This window comes from Helicobacter pametensis ATCC 51478, from assembly GCF_000518225.1.
GTDB classification, from domain to species: domain Bacteria; phylum Campylobacterota; class Campylobacteria; order Campylobacterales; family Helicobacteraceae; genus Helicobacter_G; species Helicobacter_G pametensis.
Genome location: NZ_JADE01000009.1, coordinates 1 through 23,342 on the forward strand (window position 1 = coordinate 1; position 23,342 = coordinate 23,342).

Below are 23,342 nucleotides of genomic sequence, written 5' to 3' on the forward strand. Positions count from 1 at the left end.
AGAAAAAGGTGGAGCATAAAGAAAAAGAGACATAAATAAAAAAGATCTAAAGAAAAAGGTGGGAGATGAAAATAAGGGGAGAAAACAATGAGAAAGTAAAAAAGGGATAAAAGAGATAAAAGAGCAAAGACGCAAAAGCAAAAATGGAGAGAATCTCACAAAGAGTTAAGAGAAGATTTGATGGAGCCTCTTGGATTAGGAGGAGGCTCCAAAAAGTCTTCTACCTTCTAGATCTATTTATTCAAGAAAGAAGGGATGATTTCATAATTTATTTCAAAGCTTCTCCTCCCAAGGGAGGAGGATACTACAAACAAAATAACACTCACCCTTCAAGCTTTTGATAGAATCACGGGTTTTTGCATCTTTCTTTTGGAGTGATAGTTTGGAATTTTTCATCTCAAGTGCATTTTGGAGCGTTGTATCAATCTGGTTTTGGGCTGTGATCATGCCCGGAGCTGATATGTTTCTTGTGATTCAAAGTGCGATTTCTAGAGGAAAAAAATATGCTTATTTCGCCTCTGCTGGGATTATTGTAGGGACGATTGTGTGGCTTATTGTTGGATTTTTCTTCATCAAGGCTCTCTCAAAAACTTCTTTTTTTGAAATTGTGCAAATTGCTGGTGGATGCTATCTTCTCTATATGTCTTGGCAAATTTTCAAATCCCTAAAAAGAAGCAATCCTCACACATCTGATCAAGCACTTTTGCAAAGCAGTCCATGGAAGGGGCTTATGCAAGGAATCTTTACAAACCTCTCCAATCCCAAACCCCCCATCTTTGTAAGCATCATTCTAAGCAAGATCCCCCAAACCCTCACTTTTGAGATTTCACTCCTTCTGCTTTGCATTATGGTTCTCATCCCCTCTATCTGGTTTCCATTTGTCGTCAGAATCTTTACCATCAAACGCTTCTTTCAAGCGTTTATGCGATATTCCAAATGGATTGATCTCATTGTGTTGAGTATTTTTTGTCTTTTTGGATTAAGTTTGATCTTGGATGGGATCCAAGCCTTGATGGCTTAAGTCCCTTATTCTTCCATATAGTTTTTGAGTTGGCGTCCCACCTTGGGATGTTTGAGCTTTTTGATCGCACTTGATTCGATCTGTCTGACGCGCTCTCTTGTGACATTGAGTTCTTTGCCGATCTCTTCCAGTGTGCGATCACTCTCATCATCAAGTAGCCCATAGCGCATCCTGATCACAGCCCTCTCTCGCTCATTGAGCTGATCCAAAATCAGATCAATCTGTCCTTTTAAATCTTCTTTGAGAATATGTTCCATGGGGCTTGTGGCATTTTTATCCTCGACAAAATCTCCAAATTTCCCATCATCATCATTCCCAATTGGTGCTTCCAAGCTCACAGGCTCTTTGGTGATCTTGATGACATTTTTGACTTTTTCAACACTCAAGCCAACTTCTTGAGCAATCACCTCGACATCTGGTTCTTTGCCATGCTCTTGGATATGCTTACGCATAATTTTATGGATCCGATTGATCGTCTCAATCATATGGATAGGGATCCTAATCGTCCTAGCCTGATCAGCAATCGCCCTAGAGATTGCCTGTCTGATCCACCAAGTCGCATAGGTAGAAAATTTGAATCCCTTTTGATATTCAAACTTATCTACAGCCTTCATAAGCCCGATATTTCCTTCTTGAATCAAATCCAAAAAGGGCAGCCCTCGATTGGTGTAGCGCTTAGCGATACTTACGACAAGACGCAGATTGGATCGTGCCATTTTAGCCTTGGCTTTATCTGAGATGCTTTTACCTCTTTTGATCTGCTCCAAAATCTCTTTGAGTTTCTCAGGCTCCAAATCAAACCCACCCTCACTTGCCTCTTTGGTTTGAAAAAGTTTTTTGAGCTCGATATACACACTCACCATCGTGCTCTCAGGCACAGCAGCAGCGATTTCTTCTCTGCTCATAGTTGTGATCTTCTCCAAAATCCTTTGATGATTCTCAATCAGAGTTTCATTAAAAAGAGGGAGTTTATACTCCAAGCGCTTAAGCTCTTTTTCAAATCCATCACCATTTTTAAGCGTATTCTCCATCGCTTTGACAAGCTCATTGATCAACTTACTTGTGGGACCAAGCTCCAAAAGCCTATCTTTTAGAAGACATTTTTTGTGCGCGAGGGTCAAAATATAGACAAGTTCATCTTCTTTGGGATTGGGATCAGATTCTAAGACTTTGAGCCAATTATTTTTGGCTTCTTGGAGATTTTTGAAATTCTCTACAACATTTTCAATGCGTTTTTGATCTTTTTTGGAAATAGGTTTTTGTGTCCCACCTTCTTCTGTGCTCTCCTCTTCACTTTCTCCACCCTCATCATCCCCATCATCATCAAAATTCTTAAAAAGCTCCTTGACGCGTCTTTCTCGATTGATGAGTGCATCGCGATAATCATGGATAAAATCAATCAAGTATGGGACAGAACAAATTGCATCCAAGATGATGTTTTCTCCAAACTCAATCTGCTTGCTTAGCATGATCTCTTCTTCTTTTGTCAAAAGAGGAATCTGCCCCATCTCACGCAAATACATCCTCACTGGACTATCACTTCTACTCCACTCAAGCAATTCACGCTCTTTCATGAAGTCAAATTCATCCTCTAGTTCGCCATCTAAGATCTTGCGCTTTTCTTCTTGAAGTTTTGTTTTGTCTTGGATATTGAGAAGCTTGGCAACCTCTGAAGAACTCATCAATTGCTTGTCATATTTCTTGGCCAAATCTTTAATCTTGCTTGCTTGAGCACTGGTGGGGATTTTCTGCAAAACCTGTGCAATTTTCTCATAAGAGATATAAGGAATCTCCTCATCTCTAAACAAGCTCTCAAGATCGCTCAAAATATTGCTTTTCTTGCTTGTTTCTGCCATCTTTGATGCCCTTTCGATAAAAGAAAATTATGCTATCTAGTTTAGGGTGTGTAGATAAAAGGGGTGGATTATACCAAATCTTTAGAGACTTCGAGGTTGGAGTATTCCAACTTAGCCTTCTCTAGCAGATCTTGAGCCTCCTGCAAATTTTGTAACCCCTCTCGATAAATCTCTAAGCTCTCCTTGAGACTCAACTCACCTTGATTGAGGCGATTGAGCGCTTCTTTGGATGCCTTGATCAAATCTTCAAAACTTTTCTCATTCATTTGATTGCCCATTCTCTTTTTTGTTCCTATATTATAATTTCAAATTCATCAATTCCAAAACCTTAAGAAAATCTGTTTTCGAGTGAAATTATGAAAAATATATTACTTTTTTTGCTGACTTGCTTGATTGCTGGCGGACTTATCTTGACAGAAAAAATTGATCTTAAATCCAAAATTAGTCTAGAAGTCTTAGATCTTTTCCCTCAAAATAGTGATCGCCAGCTACTTGACCTCTATCGAGAAATAGGGGACTCTAATATGATTTTTGTCGCACAAAGTGAAGGAGTCACAGATACAGAATTTAAGGCTTTTTTGAGCGAAGTAGAAGCTCTTCCCAATATCCAAGAAGTCATCATTCAAGATGCTACCAATCCTTTCCTTGAAGATTTCATTGCTCAAAACTATTTCTATCTTGGTGACTTTACACCCTCCAAGCTCTCATCCACCGAAATAGAACAAAAAATCTTGCAAGATTTCTCCCAAAACACACTCAATCCAAGTGATCCATTGGGACTTATTCACATCCCACAAATCCAAAAATCCCTCACCATTCATGGCCTGCCTTTGGCACTCATTCGTCTCAAAAGTGCTGATGCTGGTGAGGTGAGCGAACTTTATGATCAGTTTGCACCCCTAGCCCAACGCTTTGGAATCCAAAATTATTTTTCTCAAGCCTTTGTATCCTCTATCAATCCTCAACTTGTCCTCAAAGAGGTCAATATGCTTGGTGGGATCGCGATTTTATTTTTTGTGTTTTTGTATTTTTTGATTCTTAGAATCCCATTTTTGACACTCAATAGCATTCTTACAATCTGTTTTTCAAATCTCTTGGCAATTATGGCTCTACTGGTTGCATATCCCAAGGTGAGCATCATGTCCCTAAGTTTTGGGATCGGGATCAGTAATATTTGCATTGATTATATGATGCATCATCATTTCTTGGGATATTACACTTCTAGAAAGATTCGCTTCAACTCCTCTGTCTTTTATGGTTTCATCACCACAATGATTGGATTTTTCATCTGTCTCTTTGTGCCCTTCCCACTCCTCAATCAGCTTGCTCTCTACGCCATCATCAATCTTGGTGTCGCCTATCTATGCTTTGCCTTTTTGTATCAAAACATTGGCTTCTCTCAGCCTAAGTTCTACTCTCTTCTCTCCAAGATTCATCTCCCTTTTATGCCATCTTGGCTTCTTGTTTTGTTTTCTCTCATAGCAGGAGCTTATTCTATGATGCATGTCAGCTCAGATCTTGATCTCTCAAAGCTTGATTATCAAAACAAAGCATTTGAGACACAAAAAGAATTTTTTGCTCCCTTGCACTCTCAGCAAACAATGCTCATCCATGCCCCATCGATCAATACTCTCATTATGCGCGCCCAGCAAGTCTCCAAGCTCACACAAACTTCTCTTGGTGTTTTTGATATTTTGCCTAGCAAACGCGACATCAAAGCACGCGAGCGTTATTTCAAATCATTTGCTTTTTCCAATCAACGCCAAAAACTCAAACAAGCCATCTATCATATTCAGCGTAAAAACCCCGAACTTGCAAAACTTCTTAGAAATGCCTATCGAGTGATGCCCAAAGCCCCCTCTTCCTTTACTCCAAAGCAGCTTAAGAATTTGGGAGTTGAAATCCAAAATATCAATGGAGAATACTACACACAGGTTTTTGTCGATGATGGCTCCAAACTCCCTCACATCACGGGTGTCATCACACAACAACCCCAAGATTTGATGCAAAAAATCACAAGCAGTATCTATGCACCAATGACAAGCATCCTGATTCTCTCTCTCCTTGCAATGATCGGTCTTCTTGCTATTATTTCTGGACGCAAAACTCTAGATTCGATTAGTTTTCTTCTCATTCCACTCTCATGTATTTTGCTCTATCTATCCCTCACACAAACCCCCATCAACATCATGCATCTCTTTGCGATGCTACTTGTCGTCGTAGTGAGCATTGATTATGGAATCTATCACATCAAAGAAAAAGAAGATCTCAAAGCCAAGCATGCTGTCCTCTTCTCAACCCTCACCACATTTCTTTCATTTGGACTTTTTATTTTTAGTCATACCAAAGCCCTCAATTCCTTTGGGGAAGTCGTTGGGATTGGAATGGTTTGCATCCTTTTTCTTATATTTTTTCAAAAAGACTTAAAAGCATGAAAGATTTTGCATTTGATTTTGATTCTAAGGCTTGCGCTGATTGCGGGGGTAAATGCTGCACTGGAGAGAGTGGCTACATCTTTGCATCTATCAAAGAATTAGAAGAGATTGCGGATTTTTTAAAAATTCCTTTTGAAGATTTTCTTTTGCGTTATGTCAAGAAGGTAGGATACAGATTTTCACTTATTGAGCAAAAAATGGGGACAGAATATGCTTGCATCTTTTTTGACACTCAAAACAAAAATTGCTCTATCTATGATGTGCGACCCAAACAATGTCGAGATTTTCCTTTTTGGAAAGCATATCTAGATCCACAAAACCTCCCTCAACTCTTCAAAGAATGTAAGGGGGTAAAAAGGAGAGATGACCTTGAATAAAATTATGATCACATTCCTACTGTGCATCCTAAGTCTTGGAGCTTTCAATGAAGATGATATGGTCAATGAAGCTCTCAATGCTGTAGATATGCAAAAATACGATCAAGCTAGAGATCTCTATCTTGTGCTTTATGATGAAAGTGGAAAAATCGAATATCTCAGAGAAAGTATCCTTGTCTCAGCCTATCTCAATGATCCTCAAGGGACAATCAATTTAGTGCGATCCTATCACACCAAGACTAAAGACTATGATTTGGAAGTCGAAAAGGTTTTGGCAGATTCTTATCTCAGACTTGGTGATGTATCAAACTCAATCTCTACGATTGAAAAAATCAAAAGAAAAGAAAGCACGCCAATCGTCCATGAGATTTTGGGCGGGCTTTATATGCAAACACAACGCTTTGATGATGCACTCAAAGAGCTTAACAAAGCCTATGATTCGACCCACAGTGAAGGTAGTCTTGAGAAGATTATCGCCATCTATCTCAACACACAAAAAACTGGATTGGCTGGGGATCTACTCAATACTCATCTAGAAAAATATGGCTGCTCCCAAGATCTATGTAAGCGTAGTATTGAGTTTTACATCAAGACCAAGCAAATTAGCCGCGTTGAAAAACTCTTAGAACAAATTGAAGGGCGCTCTCCCACGATCCAAAATGCCACAAACCTCATCACAGTCTATGCCTATCAAAAAAAATTTGATCAAGCTCTTGAAATCGCCAAAAAATACCCCCTCAATCGCAACATCATACTTGAACTTTATGTGGGCAAAGGAGACTTTACACGCGCTAGAGATCTTGCGATGCTAATCTATCAAGAGGAAAAGAATCCAGAATTTTTGATCTTGGCTCAAGTGTATGAATTTGAACTTCTCCAAGACAAGACTGATAAAACAATCATTACAAAAATTGTCAAAAACCTCAAAAAGGGCCTCTCAGAACTCAAAAAAGAAAAAAATCAAAACACCCAATCTTATGCCAATTATCTCAATTTCTTGGGTTATCTCTTGATCGATTATGATTTGGATGTCAAGAGTGGAATGGATTATGTCCGACAAGCACTCAAGCACAATCCAGAGAGCATTGAGTTTATTGATTCATTAGCTTGGGGTTATTACAAACTAGGAAAATGCAAAGAAGCCAAGGAAGAATTCCAAAAGATTCCCAATGACAAAATCCAATCAAATCTTGAGCTCAAAAAACACAAAGAGCTGCTTTCTTCCTGTAATTCAGAGTAGAATACGCCGTCAATTTTTAGCTAAAACTATAAAAATCTCACAAAAAGGAGGAAAAATGTCAGTTTTGATTAGTGATGATTGCATCGCTTGTGATGCTTGTAGAGAAGAGTGCCCCAATGAAGCAATCGAAGAGGGAGATCCTATTTATTGTGTAGATCCTGATTTGTGCACTGAATGCATTGGATATTATGATGAACCCACATGTATCAGTGCTTGTCCTGTCGATGCCATCGGTCCAGATCCTGATAATGCAGAAAGTATGGAGGAGCTCAAACTCAAGTTTGAACAGATTCAAAAAAGTGAATAATCCTCAAAGTCAATGGCAAAAATAGTAAGCGTTATTGATATTGGTTCCAATTCTGCGAGAATGGCTATATTTGCCAGAACAAGCAGATTTGGATTCTATTTGCTTGAAGAAAAAAAATCACGCGTCAGAATCTCAGAGGGGAGTTATGAAAATGATGGCTATCTCCAAAGCCAACCCATCAAGCGCACTCTCAATGCTCTAAGTGGATTTGTCCAAGTTGCAAAATCCAGAGGAAGTCGCAAAATCCTCTGTGTTGCGACAAGTGCAGTCAGAGATGCTCCTAACTACAAAGATTTCATCAAACAAGTCAAAGATCAATGCGACCTTCAAGTGCGCGTCATTGATGGAGAGAAAGAAGCATATTATGGTGCTTTAGCATGTCTTAATCTCTTGCATCAAAACCAAGGAATCAGTATTGATGTCGGGGGAGGATCAAGTGAATGTGCCATCTTGCAAAATGGAAAAGTGCAAGAGCTTTTTTCGCTTGATATTGGAGCCATTCGTCTCAAAGAACTCTTTTTTGATGGAAAAAACGATCTAAAAGGCGCACAGGCATTCATCGCTCAAGCCCTCTCTTCTCTCCCCAAGCATATCAAAAGCCCTCAAATCTTTGGGATTGGTGGGAGTATTCGAGCGATCACAAAAATCATCCTCAAAGATTCCAAAACCTCATTTGTCCATGGTATGGAGCTCAAAGCACAGACCTATATTTCATTCTGTCAAAAAATCATCTCTTCCTCATCAGATATTTTGCGAGAGATGGGGTTTGGAGAAGATCGGATTGACAGTATCAAGGGAGGTGCTTTGATTTTTGCTGCACTTTTGGAGCATTTTGAGGCACAAAGCGTGATTGCAAGCGGTGCTGGAGTGAGAGAGGGAGTGTTTTTGGAAAATCTTCTCAAAAATCACAATGGAAAATTCCCTCACAACTTCAATCCCTCATTGCGCTGCACTCTTGATCGCTTTGATCGAAAGGATTCTAAAAGTCGCTTGATCACAAAAGAAGCACTCAGACTTTTTGATGAATTATCTCCCTTGCATCACCATGATCCCTATCTGAAAAAAATCCTGCACACAGCCTCCAAACTCTCCTGCATCGGAGAATCTTTGGGATCGCATATGCAATCATTTCACAGCGGATATCTTGCATTTTATGGACTTGAATATGGCTACTCTCTAGATGAGCGCCTTTTGATCAAAACACTTTTGGAATCTATGGGCAAAAAGCTCCCCAAAGAAACCAATAGTGATCTCATCTCCCTCTCCAACCTCAAGCTCCTCTCTTCCATCCTCACCCTTGCCAAATTTCTCACCATCAACCCATCCACACTCACCTACAAAATGCTCCAAGACAGACTCTGCATCAGTGGTGCTCCATACCTAGCACAAGAACAGATTCTCAAACACACCAAGATCATCGATTTTGAAATCTGCTTTCAAGAAGCCAAGCTTGAAAATCACTATCGCAAGGTATATCTCTGATGCGTATAGGGATCATCAAGCTCTCAAGTCTTGGAGATATTGTAGTCGCAATGAGTTTCCTGCCTGCTCTCAAAGCCTTAGAGCATCAAGTCGATTGGATCATTGATTCTGCATTTGAAGAAATTGCGCAAAATTCCCCCTATATTGACAACCTCATCTCTCTTCCACTTAGATCAAGCATCAAAGCCAAAAATTATCGCTCTCTTTTTGCCATTTCTCAACAACTCAAGCAACTCCACAGATATGATCTTCTCATCGATATGCAAGGACTTCTCAAATCTGCATTGATTGGTTCCCTCATCCCCAAGGCAGTGTTTAAGGGGTTTGGATTTGGCTCATGCAAAGAATCTCTTGCTTCCCTATTCTATTCTCAGAAAATCCACATCGACTATCAAGAAAACATCCTCAAACGCAATGCCACACTTCTTGATCTTCCCATCCCCTCCCATCCATTTCCAAGCGCCTTTGGTTTCACTCCTCAAGCCAAAGGAAAAATCTCCTCACTATTACAAACCCCACACAAAAAAGTCCTTCTTCTCCTTGAGGCCTCTAAGCCCACCAAAATGTATCCCATCTCTCACTTTCATACATTGTGCCAAAGTCTCAAAGATGAGAAAATCACCTTTTTTGTCCTCTATCACTCCAAGCTTACAGATGCCCAAACACTCTGCCAATATTCCCAAGCCACCCTTCTACCCAAACTCAATCTTGATGAAATCAAGGCTTTGGTCTCTAGTGTAGATGCCCTTATCGGAGGAGATACGGGGATCACGCATCTAGCTTGGGCGATGGGAACTCCATCTATCACACTCTATGGAAACACACCCCTTGAGCGCTTCAAACTTCATGGATCACGCCATATCTCTCTGAGTGGGAATCGCTATGCTAATTACGACAAAAAAGACTTCTCAATCAGCAATATCTCTCCTCTTGAGATCAAAAAACATCTATTGGAGATTTTATGAAAACCCTACTTGGATATCTTGTGGTGATAGTCATACGCCTTTTGGCTCGTTTTTTGGCCATTCTTCCACATCGAGCATTTATTTTATGTGTGGATTTTCTAGCCTTTATATTTAGAATTTTTGATTCTCGACGCTACAAAGATGCCAAAAGTAATCTTGATTTTGTCTTTGCTTCAAGCAAAACACAAGAAGAGAAGCATCGCATCATTTTGCGCTCATATCGTAATTTTGCCTTTGTATTGCTCCAAGCCCTAAGGGCAATTTATCTCAAAAAAGAAAAGCATTTCAAAGATTTTGACTTTGAGAATCTGCACTATCTCACAGATTGTGTGAAAGAGGGAAGAAGTGCGGTCATGATCTCTGCTCACTTTGGATATTGGGAAGCAATCGGAAGCGCTCTCCCTCGTTTTGCTGAGGGCTATGGGCGATATTCTTTGGGACGACTCACTCAATTTGAGGCAATCAATCAGCTCATCATCCAAAGCCGTCAAGCCTATGGTGTGCAACTCATTGACAAACACAAAGCACTCAAAACTCTCCTCAAACTCTACACAAAGCCCAAGCAAATCGCTGGAATCATTATCGATCAAAATGTCTCACCAAATGAGGGAGTGTGGGTGAAATTTTTTGACAAAGAGGTGACGCATACCCCCGTCGCATCTATCCTTTCGCGTCGTTTTGGGATTGAAATCCTCCCTGTTTTCATCGATTTCAATGAAGACTATACGCGTTTTAAAGTGATCTTTTGCAAGCCCTTTGCTTGTGCTAATACAGACAATATGCAACAAGACATCTTGCAAGCCACACAACAACAAGCCTCACTCACGCAACAAATCATCCATTCACATCCAGAGAGCTACTTTTGGTTTCATAAGCGCTTCAAAAGCAAATATCCAGAGATCTATGATCATCAATGAGTTAGATCAAGGGATGAGTCTCTCGCTTTTGTTTTGATTCCAAAAAGTCCAAGAAGAGTGTGAAAGACATAATCTTGACTTAGCTCTTCATCCTCTCTGGGTTTCATCATTTTATAAGCCCACTCAAACCCTCGTCCAAACCATACAATCGAGGGGACCTGTGTCTGTGTTTTGGGTGCCAAAAAATAAGGCAATCCGCCATGCATATACATCCCACTCTCGCCCAAACTTTCCCCATGATCACTCACATACCAAAGCATCACATCAAAACGATTTTGAAGCTGTTTGAGCCTCTGAATACTCTCTTTGAGAAAAAAATCTGTGTATAAGATCGTATTGTCATAAGTATTGATCAAGCTCTCATGTGAGCAATCTTGGATCTGAGCACTATTGCAAGTTGGAGTAAATCGTGCAAACTCTTTGGGATAGCGCTTATAATAACTCTGCCCATGACTTCCCATCTGATGCAAGATCACAAAAGTATCTCCCTTGGCAGTCTTGGCAATTGCTGAGAGATCTTCAAGCATCACTCCATCTAAATTCCCATCATTATAAAACTTCACATGTTCTTTGGGTAAGCGCACACAGATATTGCCTATACACCCCCCTCCATTATTCCCGATGTAATAAGTCTGTATCCCCACCCTCTGAGTGATATCCAAAATATTATCTCTAAAATCTGAAAGATAGCGCTTGGTGTAAGTCTTGTGAGTATAGTCTGTAAGCATACAAGGCACAGAGATCGCTGTGATCACCCCACAGGATGAAAAATGCCTAAAGCTCACAAGGCTAGCCTCTTTTGCCAAAAGAGGATTGGTGTTTTGCTTATATCCATTGAGTGAGAAATTCATCCCCCTAGCGCTCTCACCAATGACAAAAACAATAAATTTTGGTCTAGATGAGGACTCAAGCCTAGCATCAAGTCCAACTTGCGTATAGCTCAAATGCTTTCTACCTTGATCTCCCAAAAACTGGACAAAAGAGCGTATAGGAGAGATGGGATTGACCACATAATAAAGTGTGCGATCTTTTTTGAACAAAAAAGTCAAATCCTTGCCAATCGCACCAAACCAAAGCACCAAGACAAGAGCGGTATAGCCCATAAGGATTCCAAACTTCAATAAACAACCCCTAAGCCATGAAGCTTGCCCGCTCTTAATACGCCAAACAAAAATAGATGGCACAAGACACAACAGGAGAAGATTGAGAATCATTGAGAGATTTATAGTCTCTTGCATCTCCCTTGGATTGGCTGTCAAAATACTATAGATCAGATCTGGCGTAACCCCTGTGCGCAGTGAATTGATGCTATAAGAAAATCCCGCAGCAAGCAATAAAATCAATGGCAAAACAAGCTTATAAGTCCAGCGCATACATAGGATTTCAAGTGCTAAGGCAAGGAGAGAGAATAGTAATACACCCACCAAAACCAACTCACCCCAACTTAGACTAGGAGAAATCAAAGCAAAGAAATACGAATTTGCAAAACAAGTCAGCAAAGCTGCAACAAAACAAATATGCCAATGATATGAGATTTTCAACACTAATACGCCCCTTTGCAAAAATACAAACAGAGATTATAACCCCAAAGGGTGTGATTTCAGTGTTTGTGCCTAATATGCAAGAATCTTGGAGAGATATTGAATACTTCGTATGCACCCATCCATTTGAGCTACAAGGAGTTTTTCTAAAATCTCATTTGAAACTTCATGTGGATAATAATATTGCATTGCTCTCAACTCATCAAACAATGGGGATTTGATCCCAAAAGCCCCCAAACCAAGCTCATACACTCCCCCAGTTCCCCTAGATCGCTTAAAAGTCGCACAATAAGGAAAACACTGCTCAATATTAAAATGCTCCAATCCATAAGAGGCTAAGATCTCAATACTTTTTTTGATCTCTAGATTCCCCTCTCCCAATGGCACTCCACACACATACTCCACCCCATTTTCTACAAATACAATATGATCTTTGACATGGGTGCTGAGGGTATAGGGAGCCATTTTGTGACATGCCACGATAGGATCTTCATAAGCCATCATAGAATTCCCAAAATCATACAAAAGACCAATATTTGGATGTTTGACCAAAGCAAGAAGATCCAATAAATCTTGGCTTGTTTGATACTCATGATTCTCAATTGCGAGCTTGAGATTGTATTTTTCTAGGAGTGGGATAAGTTTTTTAATTTGCTCTGAAGATTTAAGAAATTCTTGCTTATCAAAGCTTGCATCAATCTTAGAATCATCATACGCCCCATCACTTGCCTTTTTGACTTTCTTGCTTGCATCAGTCAGTGGGACATAGGATCTAATCACCTTGGCATTTAAAGTCTGAGCCACTTTTGCGATTTTTTCAAATTTTGCATACTCAAATCCCTTTGCATCAATCTCACAATACATTCCATAAGCTTGAAGTTTTTTTGCGATGTGTTCAAGATGCAATGGATGATCAGTTCCTAGACACCCCCACTCTTCATCCAATCCATAGTCCTTGATGATATTGATCATCACCCCATCACATCCATGCTCTTTGGCAAAATCAATAAAGCCTAGAATATCCATACGATGATTTTGAAACCACAGATGCAAGCTTTCTGTCTCAAGTCCTATTTTCATTTTTCCCTCCTTTTTTGATCTCAATCATTTTGAGCAAATAGGTTGTGACACCCACACCACACAATGCAAAGATCCCCATAATGGCAAACACGATCTGATATCCCACAATCCCCTCAAAATGATCGATGATAAACCCATATAAAGCAAAACAAAAAAGCTGAGGTGAATATCCAAAAATACATGCGATGCTCATCGCCGCTCCGCTGATTTCTCTTGGCATCTGTATTTCATCCACAGGGGCAAAAAATGTCGCCCTCATCGTAAAAACAATAGCTGCAAATCCTAGAGTGAGAGCCATACCAAAATAAATATTGAGCTTTTCATGAGGCATCAGCACAAAGATCAAAATCATTAGACTTGCCAAAATCAAAGCAAAGCGTAAATAACGCGTTGAGGAGTGAAACTTCTTATCTACCAAATACCCACCAATTGGCCCACCAATAAGCTTGAGCGTATATTGATTGATGATTCCATACGCTCCTACAAGCGCTACAGGCATCCCATAAATATCTTTGAGAAAAGGGATGAAATAGGTCAATCCACAATACACTGCATAAATTGTAAAAATCATCAGTGATACAACCCAGATTTCTGGAGTTTTGATCGCTCTAAGCACACCCTGCCATGCGAGTTTGTTTTTGCTGATAGATTGCCCTTCTAGTTTGACATTCCCAATCTCATCATCTTCTAAGAGAAAATAAGCCAAGATTCCTGCAACGATGACACACACACTATAAAACCAAATCGCACTTTTAAACCCCATTTCCCCCTCACCCATCATCCAAAAAATCCCCAAAGCACTAAAAGCAACAATCGTATCCACCACTCCTCTTCCAGCCTCCAAAAATCCAAATAATCTTCCCTGCTGAGTAGAATCCCCTAAGAGTCTAATAGCCTTTAAAAGCACAGGCCAATAAATCACCTCTCCAAACAATGCCAAAAGCCCCCAAGCAAGCAAAATCCCATAATATGAAGGAAAACTAGCAATATAAAACCCCACACATCCCACACCAATCAGCGAAAAGGGGATCAAAGTCTTTTTAGAAAAACGATCAGCAATATAAATTGAGGCAAAATTTCCCACCGTTTGAATGATTCCATACACAGAAAGTGCAACCCCAATCTGTGTATTGCTTAGTCCCATAAAAGTTTGCATCGGCACATAGAATGCATCTTTGAGAGATGAGAGCTTAAACACAGTCCCCCCACCAAGAACCAAAACAACAAAAGCAAACCATCGAATCGATTTTGATTGCATGATCTCCTCCTTGGCAAACTCTTCTTGAGTTTAGAAAAAACCAAGCCTATTGCTCTTGTGTCACTTAAAACAAAGTAATCAAACTATCATCTCATTACTTTTTGTATTGAAAATTAACTTTTGCATCAAACTGGACTGATACAATTTGAGACAGATCACTCATTGCTTCAAATCAATTCTTTCTTTAGAGAGCTTGTTTGATAGAATCTGCTTTTTGATAAAGTCATCTATTTCCAAGGAAGTCTTAGCATGAAACTCGATATCAGATCTAAATTTCTAGGATTCTTCGCCTCCAAAGGGCATCAAGTCTATGAGAGTATGCCTCTCATCCCACAAGATCCCACTCTTTTATTTACCAATGCTGGGATGGTGCAATTCAAAGATATTTTCACAGGCAAAATCTCTGCTCCAAGCATTCCAAGAGGCACAAGCTCTCAACTCTGTATCCGTGCTGGAGGCAAACACAATGATCTAGAAAATGTCGGCTATACCGCACGCCATCATACGCTATTTGAAATGCTTGGGAATTTTAGCTTTGGAGATTATTTCAAAGAGCAAGCCATCGCCTATGCCTGGGAGTTTGTCACAGAGGTTTTGGGATTTGACAAAAGTATACTTTATGTCACAGTGCATGAGAGTGATGATGAGGCTTTTGAGATTTGGAGCAAGCATATCGATCCTGCAAGAATTAAAAGAATGGGAGATAAAGATAATTTCTGGCAAATGGGAGATACAGGACCCTGTGGGCCATGTAGTGAGATTTTTGTCGATCAAGGAGAGGAGAATTTCAATGGGGAAGAGGATTATTTTGGGGGGGATGGGGATCGATTTTTGGAGATTTGGAATCTTGTCTTTATGCAATATGAGCGCCAAAGCGATGGATCCCTAACTCCACTTCCCAAACCAAGCATTGACACAGGCATGGGATTAGAGCGTGTAGCGGCATTACTTGAGGGAAAAAGAAGTAATTTTGATAGCTCAATCTTTATGCCACTTATTGACAAAGTCGCTTCACTTTGTGGCAAACCCTATGTGTATGAAAATGGAGCAAGTTATCGTGTGATTGCAGATCATGCTCGCTCTGTAGCATTTTTGCTTGCCCAAGGCGTGCATTTTGACAAAGAAGGAAGAGGATATGTTTTGCGCAGGATTCTAAGGAGGGCTGTAAGACATGGATATCTTTTGGGAATCAAAAAGCCATTTTTATTTGAAATAGTGCAAGAGGTTTGCACACAAATGGGATCGATCTATCCCTATCTTCTTGAAAAGCAAGCCTATATCCTAGAGCAATGCAAATATGAAGAAAAGCGCTTCTATGAAACACTTGAGCTAGGAATGAGTCTCTTCCAAAAAGAACTTCAAGATTCCAAAGATTGCTTTAGCGGGGAAGTTGCTTTCAAGCTTTATGACACCTATGGCTTCCCTCTTGATCTGACACTAGATATGCTCAAAGAGCATAGTATTGATCTAGACATTGCCACATTTGAATCTTGTATGCAACACCAAAGAGAACTTGCCAAAGCTTCATGGAAAGGAAGTGGTGATGAAGTCAGTGATGGAGAGTTTGGAATCATCGCCTCACTACCTCAAACTTCCCTAGCCCAAGACAATGTCCATCAATGCACTAGCAAGATTAGCGCTCTTTTTGATGAAAATGGCAAGAGTATCCAAAGCCTCACACAAGGACAAGGATGGGCGATGCTTGAAATCACACCATTTTATGCTCAAGGCGGAGGAGCCATCGGGGATCGAGGATGGCTTAGCAACAGTGATATACAAATCGCTGAAGTCATTGATACACGCAGTTTCTTTGGCAAAACACTCTGCCAAATTCACTCAACCTCACCCATTTGCATAGGCGATGTACTTGAGGCAGAAGTTGATGTCAAACACCAGCTTGAAGTGCGCAAGCATCACTCAGCCACCCATCTTTTGCACTTTGTCTTGCGCGACCTCCTTGGCTCAAGTGTCTCACAAGCTGGCAGTCTTGTGCAATCCAATCGCTTGCGCTTTGACTTTAGCTTTCACAGAGCTTTGAGTGAAGATGAGCTCAAAGAGATTCAAAACAAAGTCAATGCCATCATCATATCTTGCAAAAATGCTTGCATTGAGCAAATGGGGATCGATCAAGCCAAACAAAAAGGCGCAATGGCTCTCTTTGGTGAAAAATATGGTGAAGTAGTCCGTGTCGTTGGATTTGAGGATGCTGGACTTGAGCTATGTGGAGGACTTCATGTCTCCAATACAGGAATGATTGGCAACTTTTATATCCTCAAAGAAAATGGGGTTAGTAGCGGGGTGAGACGCATTGAGGCAGTGTGCGGACAGGCTGGATTTGAGTTTGCTTGCGATACTCTCAGGCTTGAGCAAGAACTCAAATCCATGCTCAAAACCCAGAATCTATCCCAAGCTATTTTGAAACTCCAAGAGGAAAATAAACAGCTCAAAAAAGAAACTAAAGGTAAAATACAAACTGACTTTTCTGAAGAAAAAGTTGGGGATACATATCTCATCATCTCTCAAGCTCAAGGGGATGGGAAAGAGATCGTTGATCATCTCAAAAACAAATATCCCAAAGTCGCAGTTCTTTTGATTCTAAACCAAGAGGAGAAAATTTCTCTTGTCGCTGGAGTCAAAAATACACCCATTAAATCTGGAGCATGGATCAAGGAAATTGCTCAAATTCTTGGTGGAAATGGGGGAGGGCGCGATGATTTTGCAACAGCTGGAGGAAAGGATGCAAGTAAGATTCCTCAAGCTTTGCAACAAGCTAGAGACTATGCCCTAAAGGCTCTAAAGGCATAAAATGAGCGTAGGAATCTTGGGAGTGATGCTCTATGTTTCACTTTTTTTGGGATTTATTGGACTGGTTGCATTCATCTGGGGAATCAAAAATCACCAGTTTGATGATGCTCAAAAAATGATGCAAGGTGCGCTTTTTGATGATGAAGAAGAGCTCAACTTAGCACGACAAAAAGAAGAAAAAAGGAGAAAAAATGATTGATGTAGCAATAGTTGGTGCAGGAACAACAGGAATTTCAACAGCAATTGAAAGCAAAAAGCTAGGGGTTGAGAATGTCGCCATATTTGAAAAGGGAGAGTCATATTTGACCACCATCCGCAAATTTTATAAAGATGGAAAGCGTGTAGATAGAGATTATAAGGGGCAGGAAGTCACCCTCAAGGGCTCGATTGATTTTTGTGATGGCAACAAAGAGAGCACTTTGGATCTCTTTGGATCTCTTCTCTCCTCCAATCAAATCGATCTCAAACCACAAACTGATATTGAGCGCATTAGCAAAACAGAAGATGGATTTGAACTTCTCTCAAGCGGAGGGGAGAGCTTCAAAGCTCGCTTTGTCGTCATTGCTATTGGCAAAATGGGTCAACCCAATAAACCAAGCTATGCAATCCCTCTACCCATCCGATCTCTTGTGAATTTCAATGCCAACAGTATCCAAAAAGATGAAAAACTACTGATTGTAGGAGGAGGAAATTCAGCGGTTGAATATGCCTATGATTTATGCAAAACCAATCCAACTACCCTCAACTATCGTCGCTCAGAATTTGCACGCATCAATGATGCCAATGCTCAAGAACTCCAAAAAGTCATCTCAAGCGGAGAACTTCAGACCAAACTTGGAGTGGATATTGTGGCATTGAGTGAGGATTCTGGACGCGTATGTGTCGAATTTGCTGATAGCACAAAAGAAACTTATGATCGCATTATTTATGCAATTGGAGGATCCACACCTCTTGATTTTTTACAGAAATGCAAACTAGAACTTGATGAGAAGCAAACACCCAAAAGCTCAGAAATCCATGAAACATCGATTCAGGATTTGTTTATCGCTGGAGACATCGCTCTACAAAGTGGAGGATCCATTGCAATTGGCCTCAATCATGGCTATGAAATTGCGCAAGAAATCGCCAAAAGACTCAAAAATTGAGGCAAAAATCTATATAATCACGGGTTTAATACTTCAATAAAGGTTTCAAAATGGCAAGAAAATGTTTTTTTACAGGCAAAGGTCCCATGGTTGGAAACAATGTCAGTCACGCCAACAACAAGAACAAAAAACGATCGCTCCCAAACCTTAGGAGTGTTCGCGTTGCACTCGCTGATGGAACAACGATGAAAATCAAGGTTGCTGCTTCAACCCTTAGAACAATGAAAAAACGCTCATAATCTGAGATCAAGGCGAGAAGCCTTTGTTTAAGGGGATCAAAAAACTTCTTCACTGGAGGGAGTCTAAGCCCAAAGCGACAGATAGCCTAGATGCTGAACTTTATGGTCAGCTCAAATACTTTAGGCTTCCCCTCCTACTGATTCAAATCTTTCTACTTATCGGAACTCTTGGCTATCTTTGGCTAGAGGATTATTCCTTGATGGATGCCTTTTTCCAAACTGCCTATACTTTCACAAATACAGGTTTTGGCGCACTCAAAGAGAAAGATTTCGGCCCACTTGCGATTTTATTCACATCTTTTATTATGTTTGCTGGAGCTGGGGTGATTGCTTTTAGCGTTGCGACAGTGGTTAGCATTCTCAATAATGGAACACTGATTCAACTCATCAAGGAGAGAAAAATGGTTCAAAAAATTGTCAGACTCAAAAAGCACTATGTCGTCTGCTATCACAATGAATACACCATCGAACTATCCAAAAAATTTCGTGAAGCTCAAATCCCCTTTGTAGTTGTAGATAATAGCCCCAACTTTGAAGAAGAGGCCAAAAAACACAAATATCCCTACTACATCATCGGTGATCCCCACACAGATAGCGTCATCGCCAAAACTCATCTAGCAAGCGCTAGGGGTATCGTGGCATTTTCTAAAACTTCAGCAGACAATATCGCACTGATCGCCTCAGCCCGACTTTTTGAAAAAGAAATTGGAAGACGCGCCTACTACATCATCGCAAGTGCATATACTCAAGAGGATGTAGAGAGGCTAAAAAAGCTCGGTGCTAATGCTGTGGTTTCACCTACAGATTTGATGGCTCAACGCGTCAGTGCGATGGCTGTGCGCCCTGATATGGAAAATCTTCTTGAACAATTTGCATACAAAAAAGACACATTGCTAGATCTTGAAGAAGTGGTAGTGCCCAAATACAGCTGGGTTGTACTCAAAAAACTCAAAGATGCCAATTTTAGATCTCTCACGCGCGTCTCAATCGTTGGGATCACCCAAAAAGATGGCAAATACATCACCATGCCCACAGGCGAGATGATCATCCCAAGCGAATCTAAACTTCTAATGATTGGGACAAGTGAGGGCATTAGAGAAACCAAAAAGCTCATCATGTCAAGAAACAAACCAGCAAAACTCACCAAACTCACAAAGGACAAATGATGAAAACTTACTCAATCTATCCAATTCATGGAGGAATTTGTGCGCCAGAAGGATTTTTTGCTGATGGAATCAGTGCTGGATTCAAACCCAATCAAGCCCTTGATGTTGCCTTTTTATACATGGATCCTCCAACTTTGCCCTATGCCGTTTTTACCACCAATCGCTTCCAAGCCGCTCCGATTCAATACTTCAAACGCAATCTAGAAGGGAAAAAAAGTAACTTTGTCCTCATCAACACCAAAAATGCCAATGCACTCACAGGTGAAGCTGGAATCCAAGATATCACTCAAGTCATGGAAGCACTCAAGCAACGCTTTCCAACTATTCAAAATCCCATCCCCTCAAGCACAGGAGTGATCGGAGTAAGACTTGACACCCAAAAACTCATCCAAGCCTTTGATTCTTTTGATCTCTCTCAAAGAAGTATCCAATCAGCACATCGCGCCAGTCAAGCGATCCGCACAACAGACTCATTTGAAAAAGAGATTGCCTTAAAGATTGTTTTGGAGGATGGTCAGACTTTTCATATTGGAGCGATGGCAAAAGGAGCAGGGATGATCGAACCTGCAATGGCAACGATGCTTTGTTTTATCACAACAGATGCACTCATCCCCCAACACGACCTTGAAGAGCTTCTCAACAAACATCTCCATACCACATTCAACGCAATCAGTGTGGATGGAGATACAAGCACCAATGATTCTGTCTTCATATTTGCTAATGGCAAAAGTCAAGCTTATGATAAAAGTGCTTTTGATCAAGCCCTAGGCATGGTGATGAAAAAACTTGCACTTGATATCGTTCGAGATGGCGAGGGAGCAAGCAAACTTGTAGCTTTCAAAATCAAAGGAGCCAAAAACCAAGAAGAAGCGATCAGAGCAAGTAAGGCGCTTGCCAACTCACTCTTGGTCAAAACAGCTCTCTTTGGTTGTGATCCAAACTGGGGCAGGATCGCCTCAACAATCGGTTCATGTGGTGTAGAGGCCCATGAAAATAGGCTTAAAATTTTCATTGAAAATCTCTGTATTTTTGATTGTGGTCAGATTCTCTTCACCCAAGAGATTGAGCAAAAAGCTTCCAAATTGATGCAAACTGATAGTTTTTCTATCACTTGTGATCTAGGCGTTGGAGATGGAGCATTCACCTCTTATGCTTGTGACTTGGGATACAAATATGTAGAAATCAACTCAGACTATCGCAGTTAGATTTAATTTGTTTGCAAAGAATTATTTCTGAAGTATTCGAAAATCGTGGCACTATTCTAGAACACTTCAAACAAAGGAGAAAAAATGCTACATGAATACCGCGAGGAAATCTCTCAGCTCAAGCAGTCCAACGCCCACTTCGCCAAAATTTTTGCCGAACACAACGCTCTAGATCAGAAGATTCAAAATATGGAATCAGGAATTGAAGTAGGATCCAATACAACCATTGATGAACTCAAAAGGGAAAAACTACGCCTCAAAGATGAAATCTACACCATGATCAGAAATTTTCAAAATACATAACACCCAAAGATTCTCCACACCTCTCTTTGGTGGGGGAATCTTCTTAAATCCCCTTAGTTTAGATTTTACAAAACCCATCGAGCCTGCTAAAATTTCAAAAGCTTGATTAAGGATAGAAAATGAAAAAATACATCACAACCCCAATCTATTATGTCAATGATGTCCCCCATATCGGACATGCCTATACTACGATCATTGCAGATTTTTTAAAAAAATTTTACACCCTAGAGGGTAATGAAACCTTTTTGCTCACAGGCACAGATGAGCATGGACAAAAGATTGAACAATCTGCCAAAGCCAAAGGCAAAACACCTATGCAATATGCCACAGAGATCAGTCAAAGCTTCAAATCCCTATGGGATAAGATGGAAATCTCTTATGATCATTTTTTGCGCACAACTGATCCTCACCATATCCAAGCTGTGCAAAAAGCCTTTGTCAAAATGCAAGAAAAAGGAGATATCTATCTTGGCGAATACGAAGGGCATTACTGCATTAGCTGTGAAAGCTTCTTTACTCCAACACAACTCAAAGAAAATGGAGGATGTCCAGATTGTGGGAAACCAACTCAAATCATCAAGGAAGAAAGCTACTTCTTTGCACTCTCCAAATATCAAGATCAGCTTCTCAAATGGTATGAAAGCAATCCCATCCTCCCCTCATATCGCCAAAATGAAGTGATCGCATTTGTATCACAAGGTCTCAACGATCTCTCCATCACTCGCACCACATTTGAGTGGGGGATCCCCATCCCATCTCAAAAAGATGATCAAAAGCATATTATTTATGTTTGGCTTGATGCATTGATGAATTATGTCAGTGCTTTGGGATATGGGCAAGATGGAGCACAAATGAGCTTCTGGGAAGAGGCAATCCACTTAGTTGGAAAAGATATTTTGCGATTCCATGCCATTTATTGGCCAGCATTTTTGCTCAGTCTTGAGCTCCCACTCCCTCAAAAAATCTATGCCCACGGATGGTGGCTCAATGAAGGACAAAAAATGAGCAAAAGCATCGGCAATGTCATCGATCCACAGGCGATGATTGCTGAATTTGGCAATGATCTTTTTAGATATTTCTTGCTTAGAGAAGTTCCTTTTGGACAAGATGGAGATTTTAGCCATACTTCTTTGATCGATCGCTCCAACTCAGAGCTTAGCAATGATCTAGGAAATCTTCTCAATCGTGTTGTTGGAATGAGTGAGAAGTATTTTGCACTCCAGCTCTACACAGAATCATTGCAAGAATTTTTTGCTCAAGAACTAGAAAATATCAATCAAATCATCCACTCTGCCCTCCAAGAAATCCCTCAAGCACGATTCCATCGCTATCTTGAGGAGGTATGGAGACTCTTTGCCTTAGGCAATGAACTCATCAGCAAATATGAACCTTGGAATCTCCAAAAAAATGGTGAGGAGAACAAAACACAAGCTCTACTCGTGCTTCTTTGCAATATCCTCTATAAAGGAGCAACACTCATCTATCCAGCCATCCCTCAAAGTGCTCAAAAAATTGTCCAAGCACTAGGCAAAGATTTGGGAGATCTAAGCAGTATTAAAACGCATTATTTCAATGGATTCCAACTTACTAAAACAGATCCCCTATTCCCCAAAATCCAAAAGCCTGAACCCAAGATGCCACCATCTTCAAGCCAAGTCAAACAAGAAGAAACATCTCTAATCAAAATCGATGACTTTTTTCTCTCAGATTTAAGGGTAGGAGAGGTCATAGAAGCCAAAAGGGTGGAGGGGAGTGATAAGCTTCTATGTTTTCAGATTGATTTGGGAGAGGGGCGATTGCGTCAGATCATTTCTGGGATCGCCAAATATTATGATCCACAAGATTTGATTGGGACACAGGTTTGTGTCGTTGCCAATCTCAAGCCTGCAAAACTTATGGGTATGATCAGTGAGGGAATGATCCTATCTGTCAAAGATGATGAAGGATTGAAACTCATCGTTCCACAAAGCAAGAAAAAAAATGGAAGCAAAATTGGCTAA

21 protein-coding genes are annotated in these 23,342 nt (G+C 40.4%); 16 read left to right on the plus strand and 5 right to left on the minus strand.

The features are described from left to right. Window positions 1-382 precede the first annotated feature (382 nt). Complete coding sequence (locus T391_RS0102660) at window positions 383-1,021, plus strand: LysE family translocator (RefSeq protein WP_158654384.1); 639 nt, start codon at window positions 383-385, stop codon at window positions 1,019-1,021. A 5-nt stretch (window positions 1,022-1,026) separates the two neighbouring features. On the opposite strand, the gene rpoD is transcribed toward T391_RS0102660, so the two are convergent. Both rpoD and xseB read right to left on the minus strand, forming a co-directional pair. Then, window positions 1,027-2,877 carry an RNA polymerase sigma factor RpoD gene (gene rpoD, locus T391_RS0102665; RefSeq protein WP_027327044.1) on the minus strand — a complete coding sequence of 617 codons (1,851 nt, stop codon included), beginning with the start codon at window positions 2,875-2,877 and terminating at the stop codon, window positions 1,027-1,029. A gap of 68 nt (window positions 2,878-2,945) precedes the next feature. Then, window positions 2,946-3,143, minus strand: coding sequence for an exodeoxyribonuclease VII small subunit (gene xseB, locus T391_RS0102670; protein WP_034583663.1), 198 nt, complete (start codon window positions 3,141-3,143; stop codon window positions 2,946-2,948). 90 nt (window positions 3,144-3,233) lie between these two features. Here xseB and T391_RS0102675 point away from each other — a divergent pair, with 90 nt between their 5' ends. From T391_RS0102675 to T391_RS0102705, 7 genes are read left to right on the plus strand one after another with little or no spacing between them, the layout of a single operon-like run. Continuing rightward, a complete protein-coding gene (locus T391_RS0102675; protein ID WP_027327046.1) occupies window positions 3,234-5,312 on the plus strand; it encodes an MMPL family transporter in 2,079 nt (692 codons plus the stop codon). Further along, complete coding sequence (locus tag T391_RS0102680; protein WP_034583635.1) at window positions 5,309-5,689, plus strand: YkgJ family cysteine cluster protein; 381 nt, start codon at window positions 5,309-5,311, stop codon at window positions 5,687-5,689. Before T391_RS0102675 ends, T391_RS0102680 begins: the two co-directional genes overlap by 4 nt. After that, window positions 5,682-6,929 carry a tetratricopeptide repeat protein gene (locus T391_RS0102685; protein ID WP_051420551.1) on the plus strand — a complete coding sequence of 416 codons (1,248 nt, stop codon included), beginning with the start codon at window positions 5,682-5,684 and terminating at the stop codon, window positions 6,927-6,929. Before T391_RS0102680 ends, T391_RS0102685 begins: the two co-directional genes overlap by 8 nt. A gap of 55 nt (window positions 6,930-6,984) precedes the next feature. Continuing rightward, window positions 6,985-7,236: a YfhL family 4Fe-4S dicluster ferredoxin gene (locus T391_RS0102690; protein WP_027327048.1), complete on the plus strand. Its 252-nt coding sequence runs from the start codon at window positions 6,985-6,987 to the stop codon at window positions 7,234-7,236. 60 nt (window positions 7,237-7,296) lie between these two features. Continuing rightward, window positions 7,297-8,718, plus strand: a complete 1,422-nt coding sequence (locus T391_RS07745; protein WP_267891533.1) for a Ppx/GppA phosphatase family protein — start codon at window positions 7,297-7,299, stop codon at window positions 8,716-8,718. Then, window positions 8,718-9,683, plus strand: coding sequence for a lipopolysaccharide heptosyltransferase I (gene waaC, locus T391_RS0102700; protein WP_027327049.1), 966 nt, complete (start codon window positions 8,718-8,720; stop codon window positions 9,681-9,683). Before T391_RS07745 ends, waaC begins: the two co-directional genes overlap by 1 nt. Next, on the plus strand, window positions 9,680-10,600 hold the full coding sequence (locus T391_RS0102705) for a lipid A biosynthesis lauroyl acyltransferase (RefSeq protein ID WP_051420553.1): 921 nt from the start codon (window positions 9,680-9,682) through the stop codon (window positions 10,598-10,600). Before waaC ends, T391_RS0102705 begins: the two co-directional genes overlap by 4 nt. Here T391_RS0102705 and T391_RS0102710 read toward each other — a convergent pair. From T391_RS0102710 to T391_RS0102720, 3 genes are all read right to left on the minus strand, one after another. After that, window positions 10,594-12,144 carry a phosphoethanolamine transferase gene (locus tag T391_RS0102710; RefSeq protein ID WP_051420554.1) on the minus strand — a complete coding sequence of 517 codons (1,551 nt, stop codon included), beginning with the start codon at window positions 12,142-12,144 and terminating at the stop codon, window positions 10,594-10,596. The genes T391_RS0102705 and T391_RS0102710 overlap by 7 nt on opposite strands. 69 nt (window positions 12,145-12,213) lie before the next feature. After that, window positions 12,214-13,221, minus strand: coding sequence for a sugar phosphate isomerase/epimerase family protein (locus T391_RS0102715; RefSeq protein ID WP_027327052.1), 1,008 nt, complete (start codon window positions 13,219-13,221; stop codon window positions 12,214-12,216). After that, entirely contained in the window at window positions 13,205-14,479 is a 1,275-nt protein-coding gene (locus T391_RS0102720; RefSeq protein ID WP_034583637.1) for an MFS transporter, read from the minus strand. The genes T391_RS0102715 and T391_RS0102720 overlap by 17 nt, the downstream gene beginning before the upstream one ends. 249 nt (window positions 14,480-14,728) lie before the next feature. Here T391_RS0102720 and alaS point away from each other — a divergent pair, with 249 nt between their 5' ends. From alaS to metG, 8 genes are all read left to right on the plus strand, one after another. Then, window positions 14,729-17,284 (plus strand): alanine--tRNA ligase, encoded by a 2,556-nt coding sequence (gene alaS / locus T391_RS0102725; protein ID WP_027327054.1) that lies wholly within the window; start codon window positions 14,729-14,731, stop codon window positions 17,282-17,284. Window position 17,285: 1 nt separating this feature from the next. Continuing rightward, complete coding sequence (gene ccoS, locus T391_RS0102730) at window positions 17,286-17,483, plus strand: cbb3-type cytochrome oxidase assembly protein CcoS (protein ID WP_027327055.1); 198 nt, start codon at window positions 17,286-17,288, stop codon at window positions 17,481-17,483. Then, a complete protein-coding gene (locus T391_RS0102735; protein ID WP_027327056.1) occupies window positions 17,476-18,429 on the plus strand; it encodes an NAD(P)-binding domain-containing protein in 954 nt (317 codons plus the stop codon). Before ccoS ends, T391_RS0102735 begins: the two co-directional genes overlap by 8 nt. Before the next feature lie 50 nt (window positions 18,430-18,479). Further along, window positions 18,480-18,668 carry a 50S ribosomal protein L28 gene (rpmB, locus tag T391_RS0102740; RefSeq protein ID WP_027327057.1) on the plus strand — a complete coding sequence of 63 codons (189 nt, stop codon included), beginning with the start codon at window positions 18,480-18,482 and terminating at the stop codon, window positions 18,666-18,668. A 23-nt stretch (window positions 18,669-18,691) separates the two neighbouring features. Next, window positions 18,692-19,834, plus strand: a complete 1,143-nt coding sequence (locus T391_RS0102745) for a potassium channel family protein (RefSeq protein ID WP_027327058.1) — start codon at window positions 18,692-18,694, stop codon at window positions 19,832-19,834. Beyond that, a complete protein-coding gene (argJ, locus tag T391_RS0102750; protein ID WP_027327059.1) occupies window positions 19,834-21,039 on the plus strand; it encodes a bifunctional glutamate N-acetyltransferase/amino-acid acetyltransferase ArgJ in 1,206 nt (401 codons plus the stop codon). The genes T391_RS0102745 and argJ overlap by 1 nt, the downstream gene beginning before the upstream one ends. Window positions 21,040-21,123: 84 nt before the next feature. After that, a complete protein-coding gene (locus tag T391_RS0102755) occupies window positions 21,124-21,342 on the plus strand; it encodes an HP1242/YdcH family protein (protein ID WP_027327060.1) in 219 nt (72 codons plus the stop codon). Window positions 21,343-21,461: 119 nt separating this feature from the next. After that, on the plus strand, window positions 21,462-23,342 hold the full coding sequence (gene metG, locus T391_RS0102760) for a methionine--tRNA ligase (RefSeq protein ID WP_027327061.1): 1,881 nt from the start codon (window positions 21,462-21,464) through the stop codon (window positions 23,340-23,342).

What these genes read in the sequence shown, in the direction of transcription:
- rpoD (WP_027327044.1), bottom strand. Translation starts at nt 2,877, where the DNA reads ATGGCAGAAACAAGCAAGAAAAGCAATATTTTGAGCGATCTTGAGAGC.
- xseB (WP_034583663.1), bottom strand. Translation starts at nt 3,143, where the DNA reads ATGAATGAGAAAAGTTTTGAAGATTTGATCAAGGCATCCAAAGAAGCG.
- T391_RS0102675 (WP_027327046.1), top strand. Translation starts at nt 3,234, where the DNA reads ATGAAAAATATATTACTTTTTTTGCTGACTTGCTTGATTGCTGGCGGA.
- T391_RS0102680 (WP_034583635.1), top strand. Translation starts at nt 5,309, where the DNA reads ATGAAAGATTTTGCATTTGATTTTGATTCTAAGGCTTGCGCTGATTGC.
- T391_RS0102690 (WP_027327048.1), top strand. Translation starts at nt 6,985, where the DNA reads ATGTCAGTTTTGATTAGTGATGATTGCATCGCTTGTGATGCTTGTAGA.
- T391_RS07745 (WP_267891533.1), top strand. Translation starts at nt 7,297, where the DNA reads ATGGCTATATTTGCCAGAACAAGCAGATTTGGATTCTATTTGCTTGAA.
- waaC (WP_027327049.1), top strand. Translation starts at nt 8,718, where the DNA reads ATGCGTATAGGGATCATCAAGCTCTCAAGTCTTGGAGATATTGTAGTC.
- T391_RS0102705 (WP_051420553.1), top strand. Translation starts at nt 9,680, where the DNA reads ATGAAAACCCTACTTGGATATCTTGTGGTGATAGTCATACGCCTTTTG.
- T391_RS0102715 (WP_027327052.1), bottom strand. Translation starts at nt 13,221, where the DNA reads ATGAAAATAGGACTTGAGACAGAAAGCTTGCATCTGTGGTTTCAAAAT.
- T391_RS0102720 (WP_034583637.1), bottom strand. Translation starts at nt 14,479, where the DNA reads ATGCAATCAAAATCGATTCGATGGTTTGCTTTTGTTGTTTTGGTTCTT.
- alaS (WP_027327054.1), top strand. Translation starts at nt 14,729, where the DNA reads ATGAAACTCGATATCAGATCTAAATTTCTAGGATTCTTCGCCTCCAAA.
- ccoS (WP_027327055.1), top strand. Translation starts at nt 17,286, where the DNA reads ATGAGCGTAGGAATCTTGGGAGTGATGCTCTATGTTTCACTTTTTTTG.
- T391_RS0102735 (WP_027327056.1), top strand. Translation starts at nt 17,476, where the DNA reads ATGATTGATGTAGCAATAGTTGGTGCAGGAACAACAGGAATTTCAACA.
- rpmB (WP_027327057.1), top strand. Translation starts at nt 18,480, where the DNA reads ATGGCAAGAAAATGTTTTTTTACAGGCAAAGGTCCCATGGTTGGAAAC.
- argJ (WP_027327059.1), top strand. Translation starts at nt 19,834, where the DNA reads ATGAAAACTTACTCAATCTATCCAATTCATGGAGGAATTTGTGCGCCA.
- T391_RS0102755 (WP_027327060.1), top strand. Translation starts at nt 21,124, where the DNA reads ATGCTACATGAATACCGCGAGGAAATCTCTCAGCTCAAGCAGTCCAAC.
- metG (WP_027327061.1), top strand. Translation starts at nt 21,462, where the DNA reads ATGAAAAAATACATCACAACCCCAATCTATTATGTCAATGATGTCCCC.